The organism is Agromyces protaetiae (assembly GCF_004135405.1).
GTDB lineage: Bacteria > Actinomycetota > Actinomycetes > Actinomycetales > Microbacteriaceae > Agromyces > Agromyces protaetiae.
Map to the genome: position 1 here is coordinate 2292859 of NZ_CP035491.1, position 21538 is coordinate 2314396.

General features: G+C 71.5%; 24 protein-coding genes and 1 pseudogene. 18 read left to right on the forward strand and 7 right to left on the reverse strand.

Annotated features, from left to right (window positions below; all coding sequences use genetic code 11):
* The first annotated feature begins 6 nt into the window (after window positions 1-6).
* From ET445_RS10655 to ET445_RS10685, 7 genes are read left to right on the forward strand one after another with little or no spacing between them, the layout of a single operon-like run.
* Window positions 7-1098 carry an ABC transporter permease gene (locus tag ET445_RS10655; RefSeq protein WP_129191215.1) on the forward strand — a complete coding sequence of 364 codons (1092 nt, stop codon included), beginning with the start codon at window positions 7-9 and terminating at the stop codon, window positions 1096-1098.
* The gene (gene xylB / locus ET445_RS10660) at window positions 1095-2615 is read left to right on the forward strand and encodes a xylulokinase (RefSeq protein ID WP_129191216.1); all 1521 of its coding nucleotides are present in this window, start codon (window positions 1095-1097) and stop codon (window positions 2613-2615) included. Before ET445_RS10655 ends, xylB begins: the two co-directional genes overlap by 4 nt.
* Window positions 2612-3649, forward strand: coding sequence for an NAD(P)-dependent oxidoreductase (locus ET445_RS10665; protein ID WP_129191217.1), 1038 nt, complete (start codon window positions 2612-2614; stop codon window positions 3647-3649). Before xylB ends, ET445_RS10665 begins: the two co-directional genes overlap by 4 nt.
* Entirely contained in the window at window positions 3646-4311 is a 666-nt protein-coding gene (locus ET445_RS10670) for a bifunctional 4-hydroxy-2-oxoglutarate aldolase/2-dehydro-3-deoxy-phosphogluconate aldolase (RefSeq protein WP_129191218.1), read from the forward strand. The genes ET445_RS10665 and ET445_RS10670 overlap by 4 nt, the downstream gene beginning before the upstream one ends.
* Entirely contained in the window at window positions 4308-5237 is a 930-nt protein-coding gene (locus ET445_RS10675; RefSeq protein WP_243695170.1) for a shikimate dehydrogenase family protein, read from the forward strand. Before ET445_RS10670 ends, ET445_RS10675 begins: the two co-directional genes overlap by 4 nt.
* Window positions 5234-6205 carry a phosphotriesterase family protein gene (locus tag ET445_RS10680; RefSeq protein ID WP_208008377.1) on the forward strand — a complete coding sequence of 324 codons (972 nt, stop codon included), beginning with the start codon at window positions 5234-5236 and terminating at the stop codon, window positions 6203-6205. Before ET445_RS10675 ends, ET445_RS10680 begins: the two co-directional genes overlap by 4 nt.
* Window positions 6202-6495, forward strand: a complete 294-nt coding sequence (locus ET445_RS10685) for a putative quinol monooxygenase (protein WP_129191219.1) — start codon at window positions 6202-6204, stop codon at window positions 6493-6495. The genes ET445_RS10680 and ET445_RS10685 overlap by 4 nt, the downstream gene beginning before the upstream one ends.
* Window positions 6496-6545: 50 nt before the next feature.
* Here ET445_RS10685 and ET445_RS10690 read toward each other — a convergent pair whose 3' ends face one another.
* The 3 genes from ET445_RS10690 to ET445_RS10700 all read right to left on the reverse strand — a co-directional run bounded on the left by ET445_RS10690 (window position 6546) and on the right by ET445_RS10700 (window position 9209).
* On the reverse strand, window positions 6546-7634 hold the full coding sequence (locus ET445_RS10690; RefSeq protein ID WP_129191220.1) for a hypothetical protein: 1089 nt from the start codon (window positions 7632-7634) through the stop codon (window positions 6546-6548).
* A 118-nt stretch (window positions 7635-7752) separates the two neighbouring features.
* Window positions 7753-8502 (reverse strand): dienelactone hydrolase family protein, encoded by a 750-nt coding sequence (locus ET445_RS10695; protein WP_129191221.1) that lies wholly within the window; start codon window positions 8500-8502, stop codon window positions 7753-7755.
* A 74-nt stretch (window positions 8503-8576) separates the two neighbouring features.
* Complete coding sequence (locus ET445_RS10700; protein ID WP_243695171.1) at window positions 8577-9209, reverse strand: GntR family transcriptional regulator; 633 nt, start codon at window positions 9207-9209, stop codon at window positions 8577-8579.
* A 236-nt stretch (window positions 9210-9445) separates the two neighbouring features.
* Between ET445_RS10700 and ET445_RS10705 the strand changes: the two genes are divergently transcribed.
* The 4 genes from ET445_RS10705 to ET445_RS10720 all read left to right on the forward strand — a co-directional run bounded on the left by ET445_RS10705 (window position 9446) and on the right by ET445_RS10720 (window position 12436).
* On the forward strand, window positions 9446-10189 hold the full coding sequence (locus tag ET445_RS10705) for an alpha/beta hydrolase (protein ID WP_129191223.1): 744 nt from the start codon (window positions 9446-9448) through the stop codon (window positions 10187-10189).
* Between the two features lie 308 nt (window positions 10190-10497).
* Entirely contained in the window at window positions 10498-11055 is a 558-nt protein-coding gene (locus tag ET445_RS10710; protein ID WP_341769701.1) for a trimeric intracellular cation channel family protein, read from the forward strand.
* A 62-nt stretch (window positions 11056-11117) separates the two neighbouring features.
* Window positions 11118-12104 carry an NAD(P)/FAD-dependent oxidoreductase gene (locus ET445_RS10715; RefSeq protein ID WP_165314380.1) on the forward strand — a complete coding sequence of 329 codons (987 nt, stop codon included), beginning with the start codon at window positions 11118-11120 and terminating at the stop codon, window positions 12102-12104.
* Window positions 12101-12436, forward strand: a complete 336-nt coding sequence (locus tag ET445_RS10720; protein ID WP_129191225.1) for a nuclear transport factor 2 family protein — start codon at window positions 12101-12103, stop codon at window positions 12434-12436. The genes ET445_RS10715 and ET445_RS10720 overlap by 4 nt, the downstream gene beginning before the upstream one ends.
* 9 nt (window positions 12437-12445) lie before the next feature.
* On the opposite strand, the gene ET445_RS10725 is transcribed toward ET445_RS10720, so the two are convergent.
* Together ET445_RS10725 and ET445_RS10730 are read right to left on the reverse strand one after the other, a co-directional pair.
* Window positions 12446-13459, reverse strand: a complete 1014-nt coding sequence (locus ET445_RS10725; RefSeq protein WP_129191226.1) for a DMT family transporter — start codon at window positions 13457-13459, stop codon at window positions 12446-12448.
* A gap of 92 nt (window positions 13460-13551) precedes the next feature.
* Window positions 13552-13779 (reverse strand): hypothetical protein, encoded by a 228-nt coding sequence (locus ET445_RS10730; protein ID WP_129191227.1) that lies wholly within the window; start codon window positions 13777-13779, stop codon window positions 13552-13554.
* A 165-nt stretch (window positions 13780-13944) separates the two neighbouring features.
* On the opposite strand from ET445_RS10730, the gene ET445_RS10735 reads away from it, so the two are divergent.
* The 3 genes from ET445_RS10735 (at window position 13945) to ET445_RS10745 (ending at window position 15733) form a co-directional block, all read left to right on the forward strand.
* Complete coding sequence (locus ET445_RS10735; RefSeq protein WP_129191228.1) at window positions 13945-14538, forward strand: helix-turn-helix domain-containing protein; 594 nt, start codon at window positions 13945-13947, stop codon at window positions 14536-14538.
* A gap of 51 nt (window positions 14539-14589) precedes the next feature.
* Window positions 14590-14964: a VOC family protein gene (locus ET445_RS10740; RefSeq protein ID WP_129191229.1), complete on the forward strand. Its 375-nt coding sequence runs from the start codon at window positions 14590-14592 to the stop codon at window positions 14962-14964.
* 130 nt (window positions 14965-15094) lie between these two features.
* The gene (locus ET445_RS10745; RefSeq protein ID WP_129191230.1) at window positions 15095-15733 is read left to right on the forward strand and encodes an NAD(P)-dependent oxidoreductase; all 639 of its coding nucleotides are present in this window, start codon (window positions 15095-15097) and stop codon (window positions 15731-15733) included.
* Window positions 15734-15817: 84 nt separating this feature from the next.
* Here the strand turns inward: ET445_RS10745 and ET445_RS10750 are convergent, their stop codons facing one another.
* Complete coding sequence (locus ET445_RS10750; protein WP_129191232.1) at window positions 15818-15991, reverse strand: YegP family protein; 174 nt, start codon at window positions 15989-15991, stop codon at window positions 15818-15820.
* A 171-nt stretch (window positions 15992-16162) separates the two neighbouring features.
* On the opposite strand from ET445_RS10750, the gene ET445_RS10755 reads away from it, so the two are divergent.
* The 3 genes and pseudogenes from ET445_RS10755 (at window position 16163) to ET445_RS10765 (ending at window position 19723) form a co-directional block, all read left to right on the forward strand.
* Window positions 16163-17131, forward strand: coding sequence for a cytochrome b/b6 domain-containing protein (locus ET445_RS10755; protein WP_165314381.1), 969 nt, complete (start codon window positions 16163-16165; stop codon window positions 17129-17131).
* Between the two features lie 379 nt (window positions 17132-17510).
* A pseudogene (locus ET445_RS10760) lies at window positions 17511-18202 on the forward strand (transglycosylase domain-containing protein); the annotation flags it as partial.
* A 408-nt stretch (window positions 18203-18610) separates the two neighbouring features.
* Window positions 18611-19723, forward strand: coding sequence for a penicillin-binding transpeptidase domain-containing protein (locus tag ET445_RS10765; protein WP_243695400.1), 1113 nt, complete (start codon window positions 18611-18613; stop codon window positions 19721-19723).
* A 20-nt stretch (window positions 19724-19743) separates the two neighbouring features.
* Here ET445_RS10765 and ET445_RS10770 read toward each other — a convergent pair whose 3' ends face one another.
* Window positions 19744-20397, reverse strand: a complete 654-nt coding sequence (locus ET445_RS10770; protein ID WP_129191240.1) for an MBL fold metallo-hydrolase — start codon at window positions 20395-20397, stop codon at window positions 19744-19746.
* 165 nt (window positions 20398-20562) lie between these two features.
* Between ET445_RS10770 and ET445_RS10775 the strand changes: the two genes are divergently transcribed.
* Window positions 20563-21450: a diacylglycerol/lipid kinase family protein gene (locus ET445_RS10775; RefSeq protein WP_129191242.1), complete on the forward strand. Its 888-nt coding sequence runs from the start codon at window positions 20563-20565 to the stop codon at window positions 21448-21450.
* Window positions 21451-21538: the final 88 nt, after the last annotated feature.

Consider the following 21538-nt stretch of genomic DNA (forward strand, 5'->3'; position numbering starts at 1 on the left):
CCGAACATGTCTGAGAGATCTCGTGGCAACGCCGCCACTCGCTTCTTCACGGCGAACGCGAGCGGATTCGCGATCGTCTTCGTCCTGGCCGTGGTGCTCGCCCTCACGACCGACACATTCCTCACGCCCGCGAACCTCGACAGCCTGGGCCGGCAGGTCTCGATCTACGCGATCATCGCGATCGGCCAGCTGCTCGTCATCCTGACCGGCGGCATCGACCTCGCCGTGGGCTCGATCGTCGGGTTGACCGGCATCGTCGTCGCGCAGACGGTCTACGAGACGACCGGGGCCGGCCCGATCTGGTTCGCGGTCGGCGTGGCGCTCGTCGCGGGCGCCCTGTGCGGGCTCATCACGGGCCTCCTCGTCGCGGTGCTCCGCATCCCGCCGTTCATCGCGAGCCTCGGCATGATGGGCATCGCGCGCGGTGTCGCGCTGCTGCTCTCGGGCGGCCGGACCATCCAGCCCCTTCCCGAGCAGTTCGAGGAGCTCGCGGGCGGCGACGTCTTCGGCGTGTCGAACCTCATCATCGTGACGGTGCTCGTCGTCGTGATCGCCTCCGTCGTCCTCGCGAAGACGTCGTGGGGGCGGTACGTGCACGCCGTCGGCTCGAACGCCGAGTCGGCTCGCCTCTCGGGCGTCCCCGTGAAGTCGGTGCTCGTGAGCGTGTACATGGCCTCGGGCCTCCTCGCCGCACTCGGCGGCATCCTGCTCGCCTCTCGTCTCAACAACGGCGTCCCGACGGCGGGCGCGGGGTACGAGCTCCAGGCGATCGCGGCGTGCGTCATCGGCGGTGCGAGCCTCTTCGGCGCCCGCGGCACGGCGGTCGGCGCGCTCATCGGCGCGCTCATCGTCGGCATGCTCAACAACGGCGGCAGCCTGCTCGGCATCGACCCGTTCTGGCTCCAGATCGCGATCGGCGCGCTCATCCTCGTCGCGGTCGCGGTCGACCAGCTTCCGAAGTCGCTCCCGGGCCTCAAGGCCAAGTTCACGGCGCGCTCGGAAGAGGAAGATGGAGCGGACACGTCCGGCGAACGCGTCGGTGCGGATGCCTCGGACGCGCCCCGCGCGGAGCGCGAGACGGCAGGGGTGGAACGATGATCATCGCGCACGACCTCGGGACGACCGGGAACAAGGCGTCGCTGCATGACGACGACGGGCGACTCCTCGCCGCGGTCACGGTGCGCTACGGCAGCAATTTCGCCTCGGGCGGCGTCGCCGAGCAGAACCCCGAGGACTGGTGGGAGGCGGTCGTCGCCGCGACCCGCAAGCTCCTCGCGCACGACGGCGCCGACGCGCTCGCGGTCACGGCGATCGGCATCAGCGGCCAGATGATGGGCGCGGTGTACCTCGACGAGGACTACCGCCCGGTCGTGCCGTCGATGATCTGGGCCGACACGCGGAGCACCGAGCAGTGCGACCGTCTCGTCGAGGCCGTCGGCATGGAGCGCGGCTACGCGATCACGGGCCACCGGCTGAACCCGACCTATTCGATTTCGAAGGTCATGTGGCTCGCCGACCGGCGTCCCGACGAGTTCCGGCGCGTCAGGCATATCTGCCTCGCGAAGGACTTCGTCGTGCACCGGCTCACGGGGCGCCTGCTGACCGATCCGTCGGATGCCTCGAGCACGAACGCGTTCGACCAGCTCGCGGGGGAGTGGTCCGACGAGATCCTCGACGCGGCGGGCGTCGCGCGCGAGCTCTTCCCCGAGATCGTGCCGTCGACCGAGGTCGTCGGCGCGCTTCGCCCCGACGCCGCGGACGCGCTCGGGCTCAGCACGTCGACCGTCGTGGTCATGGGCGGCGGCGACGGCCCGATGGCGGCGCTCGGTACAGGGATCGTCGCGCCCGAGGACGGCGCGTACGCCTACCTCGGCACGTCGTCGTGGGTGTCGATGTCGGCCGATCGCCCGCTCCACGACCCGCTCATGCGGACGATGTCGTTCACGCACGTCGTCCCCGGCCGGTACGTGCCGACGGCGACGATGCAGGCCGGCGGCGGATCGCTCCAGTGGATCGCCGAACTCCTCGAGCCCGACGCCGACGGGTCGACGTTCGACCGGCTCGTCGGTGACGCGAGCACCGCGAGCGCCTCGGGCGACGGCCTCTACTTCCTGCCGCACCTCCTCGGCGAGCGGTCGCCGTACTGGGATCCCGACGCACGCGGTGCGTTCGTCGGCCTCGCCCGGCACCACGATCGGTCGCACCTCGTCCGCGCGGTGCTCGAGGGCGTCGCGTTCAACCTGCTGACGTGCGTCGACGCGTTCCGCGAGGCGGGCGCGCCGGTCGACCGCGTCGACGCGATCGGCGGCGGCGCGAACTCCGACGCATGGCTCCAGCTCATGGCCGACATGTGGGGCGCGACCGTGCGCCGCCGCACGATCGTCGACGAGGGCAACAGCCTCGGGGCCGCGGTCGTCGCGGGAGTCGGCGCCGGCGTCATCGCCGACCTCGGCGCATCGCGGTCGCTGTCGGAGGTCACGGCAGAGTTCCAGCCCGATCCCGCGCGTCGTGCCGAGTACCGTGCCCGCCACGACGCATTCCTCGACGCCTACCGGACCCTCGAGCCGTGGAACGCGGCACGTGCGGCCGACCGCGCCGCCGAGTCTGCTCGATGAGCGGCGCCACCGTCCTCGTCACGAGCCGGTCGTTCTCGAGCGGCGCGATCGACCTCGAGCGGCGACTCCTCGAAGCCGGCCACCGCGTCGTCCGCGGCGACACCCGCCACGACCTCGAAACGCTTGCACCCGTGCTGTCCGAGGCATCCGCGTGGATCGCGGGCACGGCGCCCGTCACCGCCGCGCTCATCGACGCCGCGCCCGCCCTGCGGGTCATCGCGCGGTACGGCGTCGGGTTCGACGCCGTCGACGTCGCGGCGGCCGAACGCCGCGGCATCGCCGTGACGAACACGCCCGGCGCGAACTCCGAGTCGGTCGCCGACCTCGCCCTCGCGCTTCTGCTCGCGTCCCTCCGCACCGTCGGCGCGGGCGACCACGCGGTCCGCCGCGGCGACTGGGCGGCGATCCGCGGACGAGAGGTCTCCTCCCTCACGGTGGGCGTCGCGGGCTTCGGCCGGATCGGCCGGCTCTTCGCCGACCGCGCGCGCGCACTCGGGGCATCCGTCGTCGCGTTCGACCCGTTCCTCCCCGACGACGCGACGTTGCCCGCGGGAGTCCGCCGCGCACACGAGGTCGCCGAGCTCGCCGTGTGCGACGCGGTGTCGCTCCATGCGCCGGGAGGTCGTCGCATCGTCGACGCCGACTGGCTCGCGAATGCGCGCGATCTCGCCCTCGTCAACACCGCCCGGGCCGACCTCGTCGACGAGGCCGCGCTCGCCGAGGCGCTGCGCGATGGTCGCGTCGCGTCGTACGCGGGCGACACGCTCGACGTCGAGACGGCGACCGTCACGTCGAGCGCCGACGTCGCGGGGTGCGCAGACGTCCCGGCGAGCCCGCTCCTCGCGGCCGATCTCGCCGATCGCGTCCTCGTCACGCCGCACCTCGGCGCCCAGACCGTCCAGGCGATCGACCGCATGGGCGAAGGCGCCGTCGACAACGTGCTCGCCGTCCTGGCAGGTCTCGGCCCCGTCACCCCCGTCGCAGCGCCCGCACCGGCGCCGGCCCACGCAGATTCGCAGAAGGTCCTCCCATGAAGATCCCCATCGAGACGCTCGCCGAAGTCGGCGTCATCGCCGTCATCCGCGCCCACTCCGCAGACGCCGCAGTCGAGGGCGTGCGCGCCCTCGTCGCGGGAGGGGTGACGGGCATCGAGATCACGTACACCACGCCCGGCGCCGCGGACGCCATCCGACGCGTCGACGTCGAGTTCGGCGACGGTGTGCTCCTCGGCGCCGGCACGCTCCGCACGCCCGAGCAGGTCGCCGAGGCGGCCGCGGCCGGCGCCCGCTTCCTCGTCTCGCCCGGGTTCGCTCCCGACCTCGCGGCCGCGATGCGCGCGACCGGCCTCACGACCATGATCGGCGCGCTCACGCCCACCGAGGTCATGACCGCCGAGGCGCACGGCGCCGACGTCGTCAAGGTCTTCCCTGCGGGACTGTTCGGCCCCGCCGTCATCCGCAATCTGACAGGCCCGTTCCCGACGACGCCGTTCATGCCGACCGGGGGAGTGTCGGCGTCGAACGTCGGCGACTGGGTCTCTGCGGGCGTCGTTGCCGTCGGTGCGGGCGGCGACCTCGTGTCGTCGGCCGACCTCGCCGTGGGTCGCTGGGACGCCGTCACCGAGCGCGCGGCGGAATTCATCGCCGCGTACCGCACAGCACGATCAGCCGTACTCACGAAGGAGGTCCGCGCGTGATCGCGACCGGACGTATGGGATTCGTCGGCGTCGACACGCGCCACTCGTCGATCCAGAAGGTCTTCCCGCTGTGGGCCGACCACCTGGGGCTGCCGTCTCGGGAGCTCCGGGGCTTCGACCTGCCGCTCGACGCGACCGACGACGCCTACGTCGGCGTCGTGGAGGAGATCCGCGACGACCCCGCCCAGGCCGGCGCGCTCGTCACGACCCACAAGGTGCGGCTCTTCGACGCCGCGGGCGGCCTGTTCGATGCCGTCGACGACTTCGGCCGCGCGTGCGGCGAGGTCTCGTCGATCTCGAAGCGCGACGGGCAGCTCCTCGGTCACGCGAAGGACCCCATCACTGCAGGCCTCGCGCTCGAGGCGATCATCCCCGACGACTACTTCGCATCGACCGATGCCGAGGTCGTCATCCTCGGCGCGGGCGGGTCGGGCGTCGCGCTCAGCTGGTACCTCGCGCACCGCGCCGACCGACCGCGGGTCGTGACGCTCACGGCGCTCCGCCAGGCGAGCCTCGACCATGCGCGCACGATCCACGAGCGCGGCGGCCTCGACCCCGAGCTGTTCCGCTACCGACTGCTCGACCCGGCGGACCCCGCCGCCGACGCGAGCGCGTTCGTTTCGGCGGCGGGCGCGGGCGCCGTCGTCGTCAACGCGACGGGGCTCGGCAAGGACCGTCCGGGATCGCCGCTCGACGACTCGGTCGTCTTCCCCGAGCGCGCCGTTGTGTGGGAGTTCAACTACCGCGGCAGCCTCGAGTTCCTGCACCAGGCACGGGCTCAGGAGGCTGCGCGCTCGCTCACGGTCGCCGACGGCTGGGTGTACTTCATCCACGGGTGGTCGCAGGTCGTCGCCGAGGTGTTCGACGTCCCGATGACGTCAGGCACGGTCGACGAGCTCGCGGCGATCGCGGAGTCGGTGCGGTGACGGAGGCGACCGGTCTGGTCCGCACGGTGCTCGGCGACGTCGAACCGTCGACACTCGGCGCGATCGACTACCACGAGCACCTGTTCCACCGGTCGCCCATCCTTCCCGGCGAAGACCTCGACGATCCGGCCGCGAGCGAGGCCGAGTTCGCGGCGTTCCTGCGGAGCGGGTTCGACGGGATCGTCGATGCGACGCCCATCGGGCTGGGACGCCGCCCCGGGGCGCTCGCGACGATCGCGGCGCGCACGCGCGGCGCGATCGTCGCGGCGACGGGCCGGCACCGCGACGCGCACTATGCGGGCGGCGGTCGGCTCGACGCGCTCGACCTCGCTGCGGTCTTCGAGCGCGAGTTGACGGTCGGCATCGCGGCGTCCGACGACGAGTACGGCGTCACGGATGCCCCGGCGCCGGCCCTCATCGACGGTCGCCCCGTCCGAGCCGGCCTCATCAAGACGGGCATCGACTACTGGCGGATCTCGACGACCGAGCGGGCCGCGCTCGAAGCGGCGGCGGCGGCCCACCTCGTCACGGGAGCGCCCGTGATGGTGCACACCGAGCGGGCGAGCGCCGTGCCCGAACTGCTCGGGCTGCTCGAGGCATCCGGAGTCGCGGCGACGCGCGTCGCGATCGCGCACGCCGATCGCAACCCCGACGCGGGACTCCACGCCGAGATCGCCGCCGCCGGCGCCTACCTCGGGTACGACGGCGCCGCGCGCTATCGCGACCACCCCGAGTCGGTGCTCCTCGACTGCCTCGCCGCGGTCGTCGAGGCGGGGCACGGCGATCGGGTGCTCCTCGGCGGCGACGTCGCGCGCCGGTCGAGCTTCGCCGCGTACGGCGGGATGCCCGGGCTCGCCTACCTCGGCGATCGCCATCTGCGGCGCGTCCGCGCGCGCCTCGGCGACGCCCTCACGACGACGATCCTCGTGGACAACCCCGCCGCCTACCTCGCCTGGAGCCGAGCATGACCGTCACCCTCATCGCGACCTTCACGGCACGCCCGGGCCATCGGGTCGTCGTGGCCGAGCTCATCGCCGGGTTCGCCGACCACGTGCGCGCCGACCCCGGCACGCTCGTCTTCGAGCCCTTCACCGGCGTCGACGACGACCACGACTTCGTCGTGTACGAGCGGTACGTCGACGAGGCCGCGTTCCGGGCGCACCTCGCCGACCCGGCGGGCGTCCCGTTCAACGCCGCGCTCAGCGAGCACATCGTGGGCGACGGATCGGTGCTGCGCTTCCTCGATCCCGTTCGCTGAGCTGCACGGTGTCGGTCCGCCTGGTCTCGACGCTGTGAGCGTCACGCCGTTCAGCCGCTGAAGTAGTACGCGTTCCAGACCTGTCCCGGGATGCTCGCCGAGATCTTCACCGTCATGTTCGGCATGACGCCGGGGCCGACGGGACAGACCTGCGGGACCCACGCGGTTCCCGTACTCGGAAGCCCCGACGCGAGCACGGTGAAGCCGCTCGTCATCGGGGAGGGCGAATCGCTGAACGCGTAGGAGATCTCGACGGCGTTGCCCTCGCGCGCCTGCCAGCCGATGCCGAAGTGGATGGTCTGCCCGGCCGGGTACTCGCCGCAGTCCTGGAGGGGTTCGATGGGCCACATGCCGGTCACGGCGGGGCCGATGCCCGCGCCGGGCGCGGGGATGATCGAGAGGCCCCACGGCTGGCCCGACGGTTCCCACGGGCCCGCCGAGCCTCCTGAGTCTCCGGACGACTGGCGGGCTGCCTCGGCAGCGGCCGCGTCGGCTGCCGCCTGTCCTACGGACTGGGCCGCGACGACCGCGTCGACCGCGGACTTCACGCGGGCGAGCGACGCCTTGACGTCTTCTGCTCGCCCGAGGTCGGCGAGGATGGTCGTGAGCGCGTCCTTCGACGTCTGGTCGGCGAGCGGGCTCGCCGCGAGGAGCGTCTCGGCGTGCGGTCCGGCGCTCGCGGCGAGGGCGGCGAGTGCGTCGTCGAGTGCGCCGATGGCGCGTGACACGTCGTCGGCGCCGCCGTCGACGAGCGCCTCCGCGAGCGCGACGCGCGCGCGTTCGAACGCAGCGGCGGCGTCGGCGTCCACGGCGCCGGCGAGCGATCTCGTGAATCCGTCGAAGCCTGCGTTGACCTCGGCCCCGTGCTCCCGGGATTCGGCGAGTACCGCAGCGGCCTCTGCTGCCGCTTCGTTCGCGGCGGCCTCGGCGAGTGCGGCGCGTTCGAGTGCGACACGGCGATCGTGGTCCGCGACGACGACCGCGGTGACCGCGAGCGCGCTGCCGGCGAGCACGAGCACCGACACCGCGACGATGCCGACGATGCGGGTGCCGCGGGAGGTCGGGCGTGCCAGGTCGGCGAGGGCGTTCAGGGTCGGCTTCACGGTCGACCGGATGCCTCGCTCGTCACCTGCTGCCATCGCCCGACCTCTCCGTCGCATGTCGGCACGTGCCGCCGTGCCGCTGCACGACATCTTGGCGGAGGCGTGCCGGTCCGCGCCAGAGCCGCGGGCCCGCTCGCGCCGTGTCGGCGCGACGTCAGGCGTCGGCCTTCAGCGTCTCGTCGAAGAGGGCGAAGAGTTCGCGCCAGTGGCGCTCGGCGGACGCTTCGTCGTAGACAGCGGAGTCGGGCTGGGTGAACCCGTGCTTGGCGTCGGGGTAGATCTCGAGCCGGTGGTCGACGCCAGCGTCGGTGAGGAGCCGGTCGAGGTCTTTTGCCATGTGCGGCGGGTAGCCGGGGTCGCGGTCGGCTCCGGCGACGTACACGCGCCCCCGGATGTTCGGGATGACGCGACTCGGGCTGAGCTCGGACTCGCCGACGATCCGCCCGGTATGGAAGGCGGCAGCGGCGCCGACCCGGTCGGGGTAGGTGCCGGCGACGGTGAGTGCGAGCGCGCCGCCCATGCAGTAGCCGGTCACCCCGACCTCGGTGCCCGAGACGTCGGCGCGGGAGGCGAGGTAGTCGAGGAACGCGCTGCTGTCGAGGGCGGCCCGGTGCGTGTCGGTGGCCGCCAGCATGGGCGCGAGGGTCGCCATCGGGTTCTCTCCCGCGAACACCGCTTCGGGGTCGAACGGGCCGTACTCGCCGATCCGGTAGAAGACGTCGGGCACGAGCACGACGTAGCCGTGCTCGGCGAGGCGGCGGCCCATCGCGAGCGAGGCCGGGCGGATGCCGAAGGCGTCGGTGTACATGATGACGCCCGGATGCTTCGCGCCGTCGTCGGGGGCGAACACGTGCACGGGGCACTCGCCGTCGGCGGTCGTGAGGGTCACGGTCGTTTCGCGCATCTCGGAGCCTTTCCTCGTCGACGCAACGCTACTCCGCGGGCGCCGGGGGCGTCCGGCGTCGATCCGCCGGGCGGTCAGGACGCGGGCAGCGTGTGCCAGGTGTCGAAGGCGACGGATGCCGCGCCTTCGGCGTCGCCCCGTTCGCACAGGCCGATGAGCAGCTCGTGGCGTTCGACCGATGCGGCGCCGCCGAGCGAGGTGAATCGAAGGCGCTCCGCGCGGCGGACGACCGGGGTGAACTGGTCGAGCACGACCTCGACGGCGCGATTCGCCGCGATCGCGACCGGCACGGCGTGCAGTTCGTCGTCGGCGTGCAGCGCAGCCTCGACGTCGCCCGTCTCGAGGGCTTCGCCGAAGCGGGCGTTCGCCTCCCGCATCTTCGCGAGGTCGCCCGAGGTCAGGCTCCGGGCCGACTCCCGGACGGCCAGTTCGTGCATGGCGGCGACGACGTCGCGCGCGTCGCGTACGGCACGCAGGTCGATGGTGCTCACGCAGGTCGACTTGCCCGGCTGTGCGACGACGAGTCCGCCCTGAGCGAGCCGAAGGAGCGCTTCGCGCACCGGGGTGCGGCTGACGCCGAGCCAGGCGGCGAGCTCGCTGTCTTTGAGCTGCTCGCCGGGCGCGAACGTGCCGTCGGTGATCGCGTCCCGAAGTCGTCGGAACACGTCGTCGCGGAGCAGTGTGCGGTCGACTGCCGGAGCATCCATTGGTATCGGCATGCAATATATTCCACACACTCGCGGGCCTTCGTCAACTGCCGGACTCGGCGTTTCATCGGTGAACGTCCGGCGACCACCGCGTGACCAATCGTCCCGAGTTCCGGAAACTTCCTCAGGTATGCAATATATTGCTAGCAATACTCGTTCCAATCCACGTGAGCGATTTTCGAGCTCACGGGGGACCCCGGGACATCCGCCTCGGGGACGAATCGAAAGGAACCACCATGTCCACGAACACCGCGAAGCCGACCGTCGTCCTCGTGCACGGCGCATTCGCCGAGTCCGCCAGCTGGAACGGCGTCATCGAGTCGCTCCACCGCGAGGGCTACCGCACGATCGCCGTGGCCAACCCGCTGCGCGGCCTCCGCCACGACGCCGAGTACCTGCAGAGCGTGATCGCGAGCATCGACGGCCCCGTCGTCCTCGTCGGCCACTCCTACGGCGGCAGCGTCATCGGCGAGACCGAGACGGGCGCGGCCGACGTGCGAGCGCTCGTGTACATCGCGAGCTTCCAGCTCGACGTCGGGGAGAGCACGGGGGAGCTGGCCGCGAAGTACCCCGGCGGCGAGCTCGGCCCGGCACTCGTCGAGGTGCCGTTCCCCACCTCGAGCGGCTCGGGCACCGATCTGTACATCGACGACGCGGAGTTCCGCCGGGTCTTCGCCGCCGACGTCCCCGAGGCGACGACCGCTCTGATGGCCGCCACCCAGCGACCGATCGCGGCGAGCGCCCTCGGGGACCGAGCGTCGCGCGCGGCATGGAAGGACATCCCCTCGTGGAGCCTCGTGACGCTGCAGGACCTCGCGATCCCGGCCGACTCCATGCGGTTCATGTCGGCGCGCGCGAAGTCGACGACGGTCGAGATCGAGGCCTCGCACGCGGTCTCGGTCTCGGCGCCCGACGCGGTGGCGAGCCTTATCCAGGAGGCTGCGCTCGCCACGGCCGGCGCGCTCCAGACCGTCGGCTGAGCCGAATCCGAACGCTCCGACGAGGGAGCCTTCAGCGGGCCGAGCGCCCGCAGGAGGCTCCTTCGTGCGTTCGGCGCCGAGCCCGAGCCATCCATCACGCATCGGAGGATTCCAGCAATGCTCATCCCGTTCCAGCTCCCGCTCTGGGCGGAACTCCTCGCCGTCGGCCTCGGCGCGCTCCAGGGCGCGATGTTCGCCGGCGCGTTCAGGCACCGCCGCATCGACATGCTCGGAGTGGTCATCATCGGCATCGGGGTGGCGCTCGGGGGAGCCTCCTGCGCGACCTGCTGCTCGACACGCTCCCGGCGGTGTTCCGAAGCAGTTGGTACGTGTTCGTCGCGGCGGCTGCGGCACTCCTCGGCATGGCCGTCGAACGGACGCTCTCACGCGGGCACGCCGCGATCGACGCGCTCGACGCCGTCGTGATCGGGCTCTTCGGCGCGATCGGCACGTCGAAGGCGCTCGCGGCCGGCCTCCCGGCGCTGCCCGCGATCGCCGTCGGCATCCTCTCGGCGGTCGGCGGGTCGATCCTCCGCGACGTCTCGATGGGGCTTCCGATCGCGTTCCTGCACGTCGGCTCGTTCTATGCCCTCGCCGCGGGTGCCGGGAGCACACTGCTCGTCGTGCTCGTCGCCTGGGGCGTGGACGTCCCGCTCGCAGCCGCCGCGGGTGTCGCGCTCACGGCGGGCGTTCGCCTCGCCTCGATGCGCTTCGGCTGGACCGTCCCCGAGCAGCGGGGGTTCGTCCCGAGGACGCCGCCGCCCCGCCGCCCGAAGCGCGAGCGGCGGCGATTCGACGAGGGAGCGGACGCGCGATGGAGGGAGGCGTTGCAGCGTGTGAACGACGTGCGCCGCTACGGCGGCTGACCGCAGAAACCGAACCGCAGAAGACGAACCACAGAAATCGAACCACGGAAAGCGATCCACCCATGAACGAATACTTCACGACGGCCGACGGCGCACACCATGTCCGACCCGCGCTCCGCACCGTCGACGTCGGCATCGTCGGCGGAGGCCCTGCCGGCCTCAGCGCCGCGCTCGTCCTCGGCCGCGCCCGCCGGTCGACCGTCGTCATCGACGGCGGACGACCGCGCAACCGGCGCGCACCGCACCTGCACGGCGTGCTCGGACGCGACGGCATGTCCCCGGCGGAGTTCCTCGAACGCGGTCGGAAGGAGGCGCGCGGATACGGCGTGCAGATCCTCGACGGCGACGTGATCGCGATCGAACAGGTCGAGGGAGGGTTCCTCCTCCGCGGCGCCTACGACGTCCTTGCGAGGCGGGTGATCGTCGCCACAGGGTTGGTCGACGACCTTCCCGCGATCCCCGGCCTCGCAGAGCGCTGGGGGACCGACGCGGTGATGTGCCCCTACTGCGACGGCTGGGAGGTCCGCGACCGGCCCCTCGGCGTCGTCGCCACCTCGCCGATGAGCCGGAACCAGGCGCAGCTGCTCCGGCAGTGGACGGCCGACCTCACGGTGTTCGGCGCCGCGGAAGCCGGCATCGCAGACGCCGAGCTCCGAGCGTTCGCCGCGCGCGGGATCCGCGTCGCACCCCCCGCGATCGAGGTCGTCGGAGGGCCCGGCGAACTCCGGGTCCGGACGAGCGACGGCGAGCACGACGTCGCCAGGCTGTTCGTCGGCGCCCGCCCGAGCCCGTCGGACGCACTGCTCACGGGGCTCGGATGCGACATCCACGAGACCCCCATGGGGCAGGTCGTCACGACCGACCCGACCGGTCGGACGAGCGTCGACGGGGTCTGGGCGATCGGGAACGTCGCCGATCTCAAGTCGCTCGTCCCGCTCGCCGTCGCGGCGGGCGTCCAGTCCGCGACGCAGATCAACATCTCCCTCCTCGAGGAGGAGATCGCACAAGCGCTCGAATCGACTCCGAGCGGAAAGGAAGCGGCAGCATGAACCGCAACAGCACGACGTCCGAGCACCCCGTGGTCGCGAAGGCGATGGAGGCGATGGCCGCGCACGACGCGCGATCGCTCGCCGCGCTCTTCGCCGACCTCGGGTCCGTCGAGGACGAGAACGAGCGCCACATCGGCGCCCGGGCCATCCGCCGCTGGTTCGCGGCGACGCCGCCGATCGAGCACGAACTCCTGCGCGAGTATGCGTTCGGGCCGGAGGTCGAGCTCGTGGCGAGAGCGCACGGCGACTACCCCCAGAGCCCGCTCTCGTTCCGGTACCGCTTCACGATCGACGGAGAACGCATCCGCACCCTGCGGATCTCTCTCCTCTGAACGGAGTCTTCAGGCGTCGACCCGAGCGGTCGGCGCCTGAAGGCCGGTCGCGGTCGCATCCGACGAGACGAGTGGATGCATCGGGGCGTCGCCCGAGGCATCCGATGCGCCCGAGGTGTCCGCCTCCGAGGCATCCGTCTTCTTCGCGGGCTTCAACTCGCTCACGACCGACCCGGCGACGATGAGGAGTGCGCCGAGGATCGCGATGGGCGGCAGCCGGTCGCCCGCGAGGCGACCGATCACGCCGGCCCACACGGGCTCGCCCGCGTAGATGATGGTCGCCTTGGTGGGGGAGACGGTCTGCTGCGCCCAATTCATCGTGAGTTGGATGGCGGCGCTCGCAGTCCCCAGCCCGACGGCGCACACGAGCCAGATCCACGAGAACGCGGGCACGGTCTCGCCGACGAGCGGCATCGTCGACATCGAGAGGATGCCTGCGACGAGCAGTTGCACGACGGTGACGCGCCCGAGGTCGACGCGGCCCGCGAAGACGCTGATGAGGATGATCTCGCCCGCGATCGGCAGCGTCGAGACGAGCGTGAGCGTCTCGCCGGGGCCGAAGCCGAAATCGACCGCGCCGGGGTCGGCGAGGAGCACGAGCCCGACGAAGGCGAGCGTCACGCCGACGAGCACGGGCAGGTTCGGCCGCTTCCGGAACACGACCCACTGCAGGAGCGGCACGAGCGGCACGTAGAGCGCCGTGAGGAACGCCGACGTGCTCGAGTCGATCGTCTGCAGTCCCGCGGTCTGCAGCCCGTAGCCGAGGAAGATCATGACGCCGATCGCGGCGCCCGCACCGAGGTCGCGCAGGCGCATGCCGCGGAGCGCGCGATGGAAGACGAGCGCCGAGATGAGTCCCGCCGCGAGGAAGCGCACGCCCACGAAGAACCACGGCCCGCTGTACTGCACGGCGATGTGGACGATGAGGAACGTCGAGCCCCACACGACGGTCAGGAGCAGCAGGGCGGTCTCGGCGCGGGTCGGCCGTGCGAGCCGGAAGCGGCTCGGCGCGGTGTGCAGCATTCTGTCAACCGTAGTACCCGCCGTCGCGCTCGCGGTCTCGGGTGCCGAGGCGCTTTCCTCGCGAGGGCGCGTCGCGAGTCGAGGTGCGAGCGTCAGGCGCGTGCGCGTCGACGCATGATCGCGGCGTAGCCGCGGAAGAGCTGCGGCACGACGAGGTACACGGCGACCGGTACGACGACGAGCGTCAGCACAAGCGCGCGCAGCACGGGGTGCCAGTCGGCCGAGATCGGGGCGATGGCGGTCATGCCCAGGGCGACGAGCGGGAAGATCGCGATCCAGGTGATCACGGCGCGGATGTGGGTCGAGGGTGCGGCGTTCATGGCGTCTCGCTTTCGTGGTCGGAGGCGGCGTGGTGAGGGGATGTCTCGTGCCGGCCTGGTGGGATCCAGCGCGACGACCGGTCCGCAACAACGGCAACGGGGCTTGCGGAAACGGCAACGCGCGGCGAGGCTCGGCACCGAGACATCCGAATGAGGAGAACGACCATGCAGGACGACGCCATCGACCTCGTGCTGGGCGGCGTCGCCGACCGGCTACGCGCGCTGCGCGCCCGGAAGGGGCGCACGCTCGCCGAACTCTCGACCGAGACCGGCATCTCGGTCAGCACCCTCTCGCGGCTCGAGTCGGGGCTCCGCCGTCCGACGCTCGACCTCCTCATCCGCCTCGCCGCCGCCTACGGCGCGAGCCTCGACGACCTCGTCGGTGCGCCGCAGATCGCCGACGCGCGCATCCACCCGAAGCCCTTCTACCGCGACGGCAAGGCGATCGTGCCGCTCACGAGGCACAACCCCGACGTGCACGCGTTCAAGATCGTGCTGCCCGGGCATCCGCCGGAAGGCGCGGTGCCGCGGCGCGTGCACGAGGGGTACGACTGGATCTACGTGCTGAGCGGCAGCATCCGGCTCGCGATCGGCGACGACGAACTCGTGCTGCAGCCCGGCGAGGCGGCCGAGTTCGACACCCGCAAACCGCACGGGTTCGTGAGCGCGACGACGGGGCCCGCCGAGGTCATCAACCTCCTGAGCCGCGTCGGCGAACGCGTGCACGTGCACGGCGAGGGCGGCGAAAGCGCGGGATGACCCGGGGTGTCGGCACTGGTCGGCGTCGCGCATTCGCGGCATCCTGGGGTCATGCTCACCGCGCTCACGATCCGCTACGTCGCCGACGTCGAGGCGTCTCGCCGCTTCTACGAAGGACTCGGCCTTGATTACCTGCCCGAAGCGAGCGTGCCCGTGTGGGCGCAGCTCGACGCCGCCGCCGGCGCCGTGGGCCTCCATGACGCAGCCGCCTCGAAGGGCCGCGCGCCGGGCGCGGTCGAACTCGCGTTCGCGACCGACGAGAAGCTCGAGGAGGTCGCGGCGAGGCTCGCCGCCGGCGGCTACGCATACGAACTCGCGGGGGAGGACTTCGGGCGGAGCCTTCGCGTCACCGACCCCGACGGCGTCGTCGTGCAGATCCAGGAGATCGACCCCGCGACGATGCGGGAGTCGCAAGCGGCGCTCTGACGACCCGCCACGTCATCCTGGAATAGGCGCGCCGCCGGCGTGGTTCCATTCGCCGACGGCGTTCGATGCGGATGCATCGGCCGAAAGCCGTTCGACCTCCACCGCCGACCACTCATCGAGGAGCACGCACATGTCGAACATCACCGTCATCGGAGGCACCGGATACGCCGGCGCGGCGATCGTCGCCGAAGCCGTGAAGCGCGGACACGCCGTGACCGCCGTGAGCCGCACGGCCCCCGAGCAGCCCGTCGACGGCGTGGCCTACGTGCAGGCCGACGCGGCCGGGGCCGAGCGGTTCGTCGCGGGCGCCGACGTCGTGATCGGCGCGCTGTCGCCGCGCGCGGGCACCGAGGGCACACTCCGCGAGACGTACACGAAGCTCGCGCGGGCCGCGGCAGACGAGGGCGCGCGGTTGTTCATCGTCGGCGGATTCAGCTCGACCAGGCCCGCCGAGGGTGCCCCGCGGTTCGTCGAGGGCGAGATCCCCGAGGCGTTCGCCGCCGAGGCCCGCGAGGGCGACTCGATCCGCGAGCTGCTCGAGACTTCGGCGCCCGACGGTCTCGACTGGGTGTTCCTGAGCCCCGCGGGCTCGTTCGGCGCGTTCTATCCGCACGGCGAGGCGCGTGGCACGTACCGCACGAGCACGGGCATCGCGCTCTTCGACGAGCAGGGCGAGTCGAAGCTCGAGGCCGCCGACTTCGCGCTCGCGGTCCTCGACGAGATCGAGCGCCCGGCGCACCACCGCACGCTGCTGCACATCGCGTACTGAGCGCTCGCGACCGGCGTCCGCGCCCGGAAACGACGGCGTCCCCGGTCCGATGCGTCGATGCAGCAGACCGGGGACGCGGATGTCTCAGGCCTCGGTGACCTCGGCCTCGGCGGCAGCGCGCTTGACGGCGTCGACGCCCTTCTTCGCGCCGTCCTTGCTCGCGTACGCCTGGCCCGAGGCGACGTTCTCGCCGTTGCCGGCGATCAGGCGCCAGCGCCAGCCGTCGCCGCCTTCGTAGACCTCGAACCGTGCGGCCATCCTGGTGCTCCTCTCAAGGGTGAATCGTGCGCGTTCAGTCTGTCGGAACGCACGTCGTCTTGAAAGGGTGTGACGACGTCGGTTCGGTGAGGCATCCTCAGTCGCTCGCTTCGCGTCATCGGGTGCCGCGCCGAGTTGCGCGCCGCGTCGCCGTTTGCGACGCTGAACGTCGTGCCGACCGACTCCCGCCCCTTCCTCGCGCGCGTCTCGTGGAAACGGCTCGCCTGGTTCTCCGTCGGCGCGCTCGTCGCCGCCGCGATCGTCGTGCTCGCGGCGCGCGGGCTGCGCACGCTGCCGTCGGTACAGGACTTCGTCGCGACCTACCCCGGCCACCGCGAGCTGCCCGAAGGGGCGCCCGTCGGAATCCCGGCGTGGCTCGGATGGCAGCACTTCTTCAACGTCTTCTTCCTCGTGCTGCTCGTGCGCACAGGCCTCTACATCCGCTCGAAGCAGCGCCCGCCGGCGTTCTGGACCCGCGACAACTCGCGCTTCCCACGTACGAAGGGCACGCCCAGGCGCCTCGGGATCTCGGTGTGGCTGCACCTCACGGTCGACGCGTTCTGGGTGCTGAACGGCATCGTCTACGTCGTCCTGCTGTTCGCGACCGGCCAGTGGGTACGCATCGTCCCGACCGACTGGGGCGTCGTGCCGAATGCGCTCTCGGTCGTGCTCCAGTACGCATCGCTCGACTGGCCCGCCGAGAACTCCTGGCTCTTCTACAACGACGCGCAGGTGCTCTCGTACTTCGCCGTCGTCTTCATCGCCTCGCCGATCGCGATCCTCACGGGCCTCCGGCTCTCGCCCGTCTGGCCGCTCGAAGGCCGGTTCGCGAAGCTGCCGAGCGAGCGCGTCGCGCGGGCCCTGCACTTCCCGACGATGCTCTTCTTCCTCGCGTTCACGTTCGTGCACGTCGTGCTCGTGCTCACGACGGGCATCCTCCGCAACCTCAACCACATGTTCGCCTCGCGCGACGCGGGCGACTGGGTCGGGTTCGCGATCTTCGCGGGGGCGATCGTGGTGTGGATCGCAGGCTGGTTCCTCGCGAAGCCGCTCGTGCTCGCTCCGCTCGCCGAGCGCTTCGGCACGGTCAGGCGGATGCCCCAGCCGCAAGCTGCACGGGCGCAGGCGCCGCGCGGCTGAGTCCCGAGACATCCGGCTTCAGACATCCGCCCCCTCGCGCGCCGAACGCGCCGGTCGATACCGACCCGGAATGCGCGCCCCCTGGACAAGCGCACGTCGCTGCGCTTGCATGGGGAAACGGGCAGAGCGATCGGGGGGTTCGCGGACGATGGCGGCGAAGCGTGGCGCAAGCGGAGACGAGGGTGCGTCCGTCGAGGAGGCGCCGGCGCCGTATCGGCACAAGCGGGCCCGCGACTTCCAGGAGACGAGGACGCCGCTCGGCGTGCTCGGCGGCTTCCTCGGGCTGGTGCTCGCGAGCTCCGCCGCCGCGGCGCTCATCGTGACGGCCGCGACACCCGCCATCTCGCTCGCCGGGGTCACCGCGTCGAGCACGATCGACATGTTCGAGAAGCTGCCCGGCTACCTCGAGATCGGCGACCTGAGCGAGGTCAGCCACATCTACGCGACGGCGTCCGACGGGAGCGTCGTCCACCTCGCGTCGTTCTACGACCAGAACCGCATCGAGGTCGGCTGGGACCAAGTGAACCAGTACGTCAAGGACGCCGCGGTGGCCAGCGAGGACCCGCGGTTCTTCGACCACGGCGGCATCGACCTGCAGGGCACCATCCGGGCGGCACTCACGACCGCGGCGGGCCGCGACACGCAGGGCGGTTCGTCGCTCGCGCAGCAGTACGTGAAGAACGTCCGCGTGCAGGAGTGCGAGCGCAACGCCGGCACCGAGGCGCTCGAGCGCGAGGAGGCGGGAGAGCTGACGGTCGACGAGCGCATCGCCGCCGTCGACGAAGGGCGGCTCGCCTGCTACGACCAGGCGACCGAGACGACGATCGACCGCAAGCTCAAAGAGATGCGTCTCGCGATCGGCGTCGAGAAGCGCTACACGAAAGACCAGATCCTGCTCGGCTACCTGAACATCGCGGGCTTCGGGGCACCGTGTACGGCATCGAGGCGGCCGCGAACTACTACTACTCGACGACGGCGGCGAATCTCAGCCTCGCGCAGGCCGCGTCGCTCGTCGCGATCGTCAACAACCCCGTGAAGTTCCAGCTCGACAAGCCCGACAGTGAGACGAACGGCGTCGCGAACGGTTTCGAGGCGAACCACGTCCGGCGCGACTACATCCTCGACCGGATGCTCGAGTTCAAGAAGATCACGAAGGAGGAGCACGACGCAGCCATCGCCGAACCCGTCTCGCCGGCCATCACCGAGCCGAGCACGGGCTGCCAGACGGCGGGCAACGCAGCCTACTTCTGCGACTACGTGACGCACATCCTCCAGAACGACCCGGCGTTCGGCGAATCGGCCGACGAGCGCTTCCTCAACTTCCGCCGCGGCGGCTACGACGTCTACACGACCCTCGACCTCGACCTGCAGGCCGCCGCCCAGCAGGCGATCGATCAGAACGTGCCGTACACGTTCCCCGGGTGGGACGTCGGTGCGGTGATCTCGAGCGTGCAGGTCGGCACCGGGCGCGTGCTCGCAATGGCGCAGAACAAGCACTACAGCCAAGACCCGGCTGTCGTCGCGGGCCGGGCCGACTATACGGGCATCAACTACAACACCGACTACGACTACGGCGGGTCGAGCGGCTTCCAGCCCGGATCGTCGTACAAGGTCTTCACGCTCGCCGAGTGGCTCGCGACCGGGCACTCGTACTCCGAGCGCGTCGACTCCCGGCGCAAGTCGAACTGGGGCGCGTTCCGCGACAGCTGCCTCGGCACGCAGATCGCCGACCCCGGATGGAACCCGCGGAACGACGCGGGCGAGGCCGGCGGCAACTATTCGGCGCTCGAGTCGACGATCGGCTCGATCAACACGGGCTTCCTCGGCATGGCGAAGCTCCTCGACCAGTGCCACATCGCCGAGAAGGCGCAGGCGTTCGGCGTGCACCGGGCCGACGGCGATCCGCTCGTGCAGTTCCCGTCGGCCGTGCTCGGCATCAACGAGGTCGCTCCGCTGAGCATGGCGACCGCGTTCGCCGGCATCGCGAACAACGGACTCGCGTGCACACCGATCGCGATCGACCGCATCGTCGACCGCGACGGCAACGAGGTCCCCGTCCCGAAGTCGACGTGCACCCAGGCGGTCTCGCCCGAGGTCGCGGCGGGCATGCACTACGGGCTGCGCCGGGTCATGACGAGCGGCACGGGCAGTCAGTCGAACGGGGCGTTGGCGCCGTGGGCCCCCGCGATCGGCAAGACCGGCACCACCGACGGCGCCAAGGACACGTGGATGGTCGGCGCGAGCACGTCGGTCGCGACTGCGGCGGCCGTCGTGAGCGTCACGGGCGACGCCAATCAGCGCGGCCTGTACTTCGACAGCGGACAGGCCGCGACGGCGCGCCATCGGATGTGGCCCATGGTGATGTCGGTCGCGAACGCGAAGTACGGCGGCGGAACCTTCACCGAGGACGGGCCGGGCGCCGTCGCCCCGCGATCGGGCGACTTCGAGTCGTACTCGCCGCCGGCGCCGTCGACTCCGCCGGCCCAGCCCGGGCCGCCCGCGGCACCGGTGCCCGCCGACATCGGGCGCGACGGGCTGAGCGACCTCGGGGGTCGCGCGACGAACGGGCCGAACGACCCCGTCGGTCGCTGAGTCGACGGAGGCGCCGAGCCTCAGATCTCGATCGAGTCGCCCGGACGGAGCGCGAGATACTCGCCGCCGCTCTGCCCGACCGCCCAGCCGATGCGCGCGTCGGAGAGCGCGAGACCGGCGGGGGAGAGGAGCATCTCGTGGGTCGGGAACGCGCGGCACGGCGCGAGGGCGAGCACGTAGTCGATGACCTCGGAGATCTTCATCCAGGGCGCCGACGCGGGCGCGGCGAGCACGTCGACCTCGACGCCCTCGGGCACGGCGAACGAGTCGCCTGCGTAGTACACGCGCTCGTCGACGAGGACGCCGAGATTGTCGACGACGGGGATCGACGAGTGGATGACGGCGTGCCGGCCGCCGAAGAACCGCAGCCGGAACGGGGCGACCTCGACCTCGTCGCCCGCATGCACCTCCTCGACGGCGATCCCCGCGGCGGCGGCCGCGCGCACGACGCCGGCCGGCCCGAAGAAGCGGACGCCGGGCGCTTGCGCACGGACGCCCTCGAGCTGCTCGGGTGTCCAGTGGTCGTCGTGCTCATGCGTGACGACGACCGCGACCGCGCCCGTGACATCGACGGCATCGGCCACAGGCCGCGTGAACTTCCCGGGGTCGACGACGAGCTGCGCTCCGTCGTCGTCGATCACGAACGCCGCGTGCTCGAGCTTGGTCAGTCGCATGGTCCGAGCCAACACGGTCGTCGGGTCGGCCGCAACCACGGGACATCCGGATGTCTTGTGCCGCGCGCCTGCGCGACGCGTACTGCGTCCCGCGGCGTGCCGCGACGCCCTCGACGACGAAACACGCCCGCGGGCCTGGGAGAATCGCAGGGTGACACGTCCCCCGTGCGACTCCTCGTCGCCGTGAACCCGTCGGCCGCCTTCGGTCGCAACCTGGCCGTCGGCCCTGCCGTCGTCGAGCGCCTCATCGCCGAGGGCTACGAGGTGCAGATGCTCCGCGAGGCCAACTTCGAACTCCTGCGCCGTGAGGCCGAGCAGGCGTTCGCGCTCGGCGCCGACGGCCTGATCGTCGTCGGCGGCGACGGCATGGTCTCGCTCGGGGTGAACCTCGTCGCCGAGACGGGCGTGCCGCTCGGCATCGTCGCGGCGGGCACCGGCAACGACCTCGCGCGTGCGCTCGGACTCCCGTTCGACGATCCCGCGGCCGGAACCGACGCCCTCGTCGAGGCGCTGCGGCGGCCCCCGCAGGCGATCGACGCCGCGCGCACGCGTCACGGCGAGACGACGACGTGGTACGCGGCGGTGCTGTCGGCCGGGTTCGACTCGGTCGTGAACGAGCGGGCGAACCGCATGCGCCGTCCGCGCGGCCCGAGCAGGTACACGCTGGCGCTCGTCGCCGAACTCGCGACGTTCAAGCCGCGCCGGTACACGATCACGATCGACGGTGTGCGCCGCGAACAGCGCGCCATGCTCGTGTCGGTCGCGAACGGCCCGTCGCTCGGCGGCGGCATGCGCATCGTGCCCCACGCCGACCTCTCCGACGGGCTGCTCGACGTCTTCATCGTCCACCCGCTCAGCCGGCTCGGGCTCGTCGCCGTGTTCCCCAAGGTGTACTCGGGCACGCACGTCGACCACCCGGCGGTGGAGTTCGTGCAGGCCAAACACGTCCGCATCGAGGCCGACGACATCTCGGCGTACGCCGACGGCGAGCGGCTCGGGCCGCTGCCGGTCGACATCGAGCTCGTTCCGAAGGCCGTCTCGGTCTTCGCCTGAGCGTGCGTCCACCGCGATTTGGAGGTGCCGCAGAACATGTGTCATACTCTTCGAGTTGCCAAAACGGAACTGACAGGTTCCGAACGCA

Bases quoted from the DNA above. Each gene is read 5' to 3' on its own strand.
- ET445_RS10655 (WP_129191215.1), top strand. From the start codon at position 7: ATGTCTGAGAGATCTCGTGGCAACGCCGCCACTCGCTTCTTCACGGCG.
- xylB (WP_129191216.1), top strand. From the start codon at position 1,095: ATGATCATCGCGCACGACCTCGGGACGACCGGGAACAAGGCGTCGCTG.
- ET445_RS10665 (WP_129191217.1), top strand. From the start codon at position 2,612: ATGAGCGGCGCCACCGTCCTCGTCACGAGCCGGTCGTTCTCGAGCGGC.
- ET445_RS10670 (WP_129191218.1), top strand. From the start codon at position 3,646: ATGAAGATCCCCATCGAGACGCTCGCCGAAGTCGGCGTCATCGCCGTC.
- ET445_RS10685 (WP_129191219.1), top strand. From the start codon at position 6,202: ATGACCGTCACCCTCATCGCGACCTTCACGGCACGCCCGGGCCATCGG.
- ET445_RS10690 (WP_129191220.1), bottom strand. From the start codon at position 7,634: ATGGCAGCAGGTGACGAGCGAGGCATCCGGTCGACCGTGAAGCCGACC.
- ET445_RS10695 (WP_129191221.1), bottom strand. From the start codon at position 8,502: ATGCGCGAAACGACCGTGACCCTCACGACCGCCGACGGCGAGTGCCCC.
- ET445_RS10700 (WP_243695171.1), bottom strand. From the start codon at position 9,209: ATGGATGCTCCGGCAGTCGACCGCACACTGCTCCGCGACGACGTGTTC.
- ET445_RS10705 (WP_129191223.1), top strand. From the start codon at position 9,446: ATGTCCACGAACACCGCGAAGCCGACCGTCGTCCTCGTGCACGGCGCA.
- ET445_RS10715 (WP_165314380.1), top strand. From the start codon at position 11,118: ATGAACGAATACTTCACGACGGCCGACGGCGCACACCATGTCCGACCC.
- ET445_RS10720 (WP_129191225.1), top strand. From the start codon at position 12,101: ATGAACCGCAACAGCACGACGTCCGAGCACCCCGTGGTCGCGAAGGCG.
- ET445_RS10725 (WP_129191226.1), bottom strand. From the start codon at position 13,459: ATGCTGCACACCGCGCCGAGCCGCTTCCGGCTCGCACGGCCGACCCGC.
- ET445_RS10730 (WP_129191227.1), bottom strand. From the start codon at position 13,779: ATGAACGCCGCACCCTCGACCCACATCCGCGCCGTGATCACCTGGATC.
- ET445_RS10735 (WP_129191228.1), top strand. From the start codon at position 13,945: ATGCAGGACGACGCCATCGACCTCGTGCTGGGCGGCGTCGCCGACCGG.
- ET445_RS10740 (WP_129191229.1), top strand. From the start codon at position 14,590: ATGCTCACCGCGCTCACGATCCGCTACGTCGCCGACGTCGAGGCGTCT.
- ET445_RS10745 (WP_129191230.1), top strand. From the start codon at position 15,095: ATGTCGAACATCACCGTCATCGGAGGCACCGGATACGCCGGCGCGGCG.
- ET445_RS10750 (WP_129191232.1), bottom strand. From the start codon at position 15,991: ATGGCCGCACGGTTCGAGGTCTACGAAGGCGGCGACGGCTGGCGCTGG.
- ET445_RS10765 (WP_243695400.1), top strand. From the start codon at position 18,611: ATGGCGCAGAACAAGCACTACAGCCAAGACCCGGCTGTCGTCGCGGGC.
- ET445_RS10770 (WP_129191240.1), bottom strand. From the start codon at position 20,397: ATGCGACTGACCAAGCTCGAGCACGCGGCGTTCGTGATCGACGACGAC.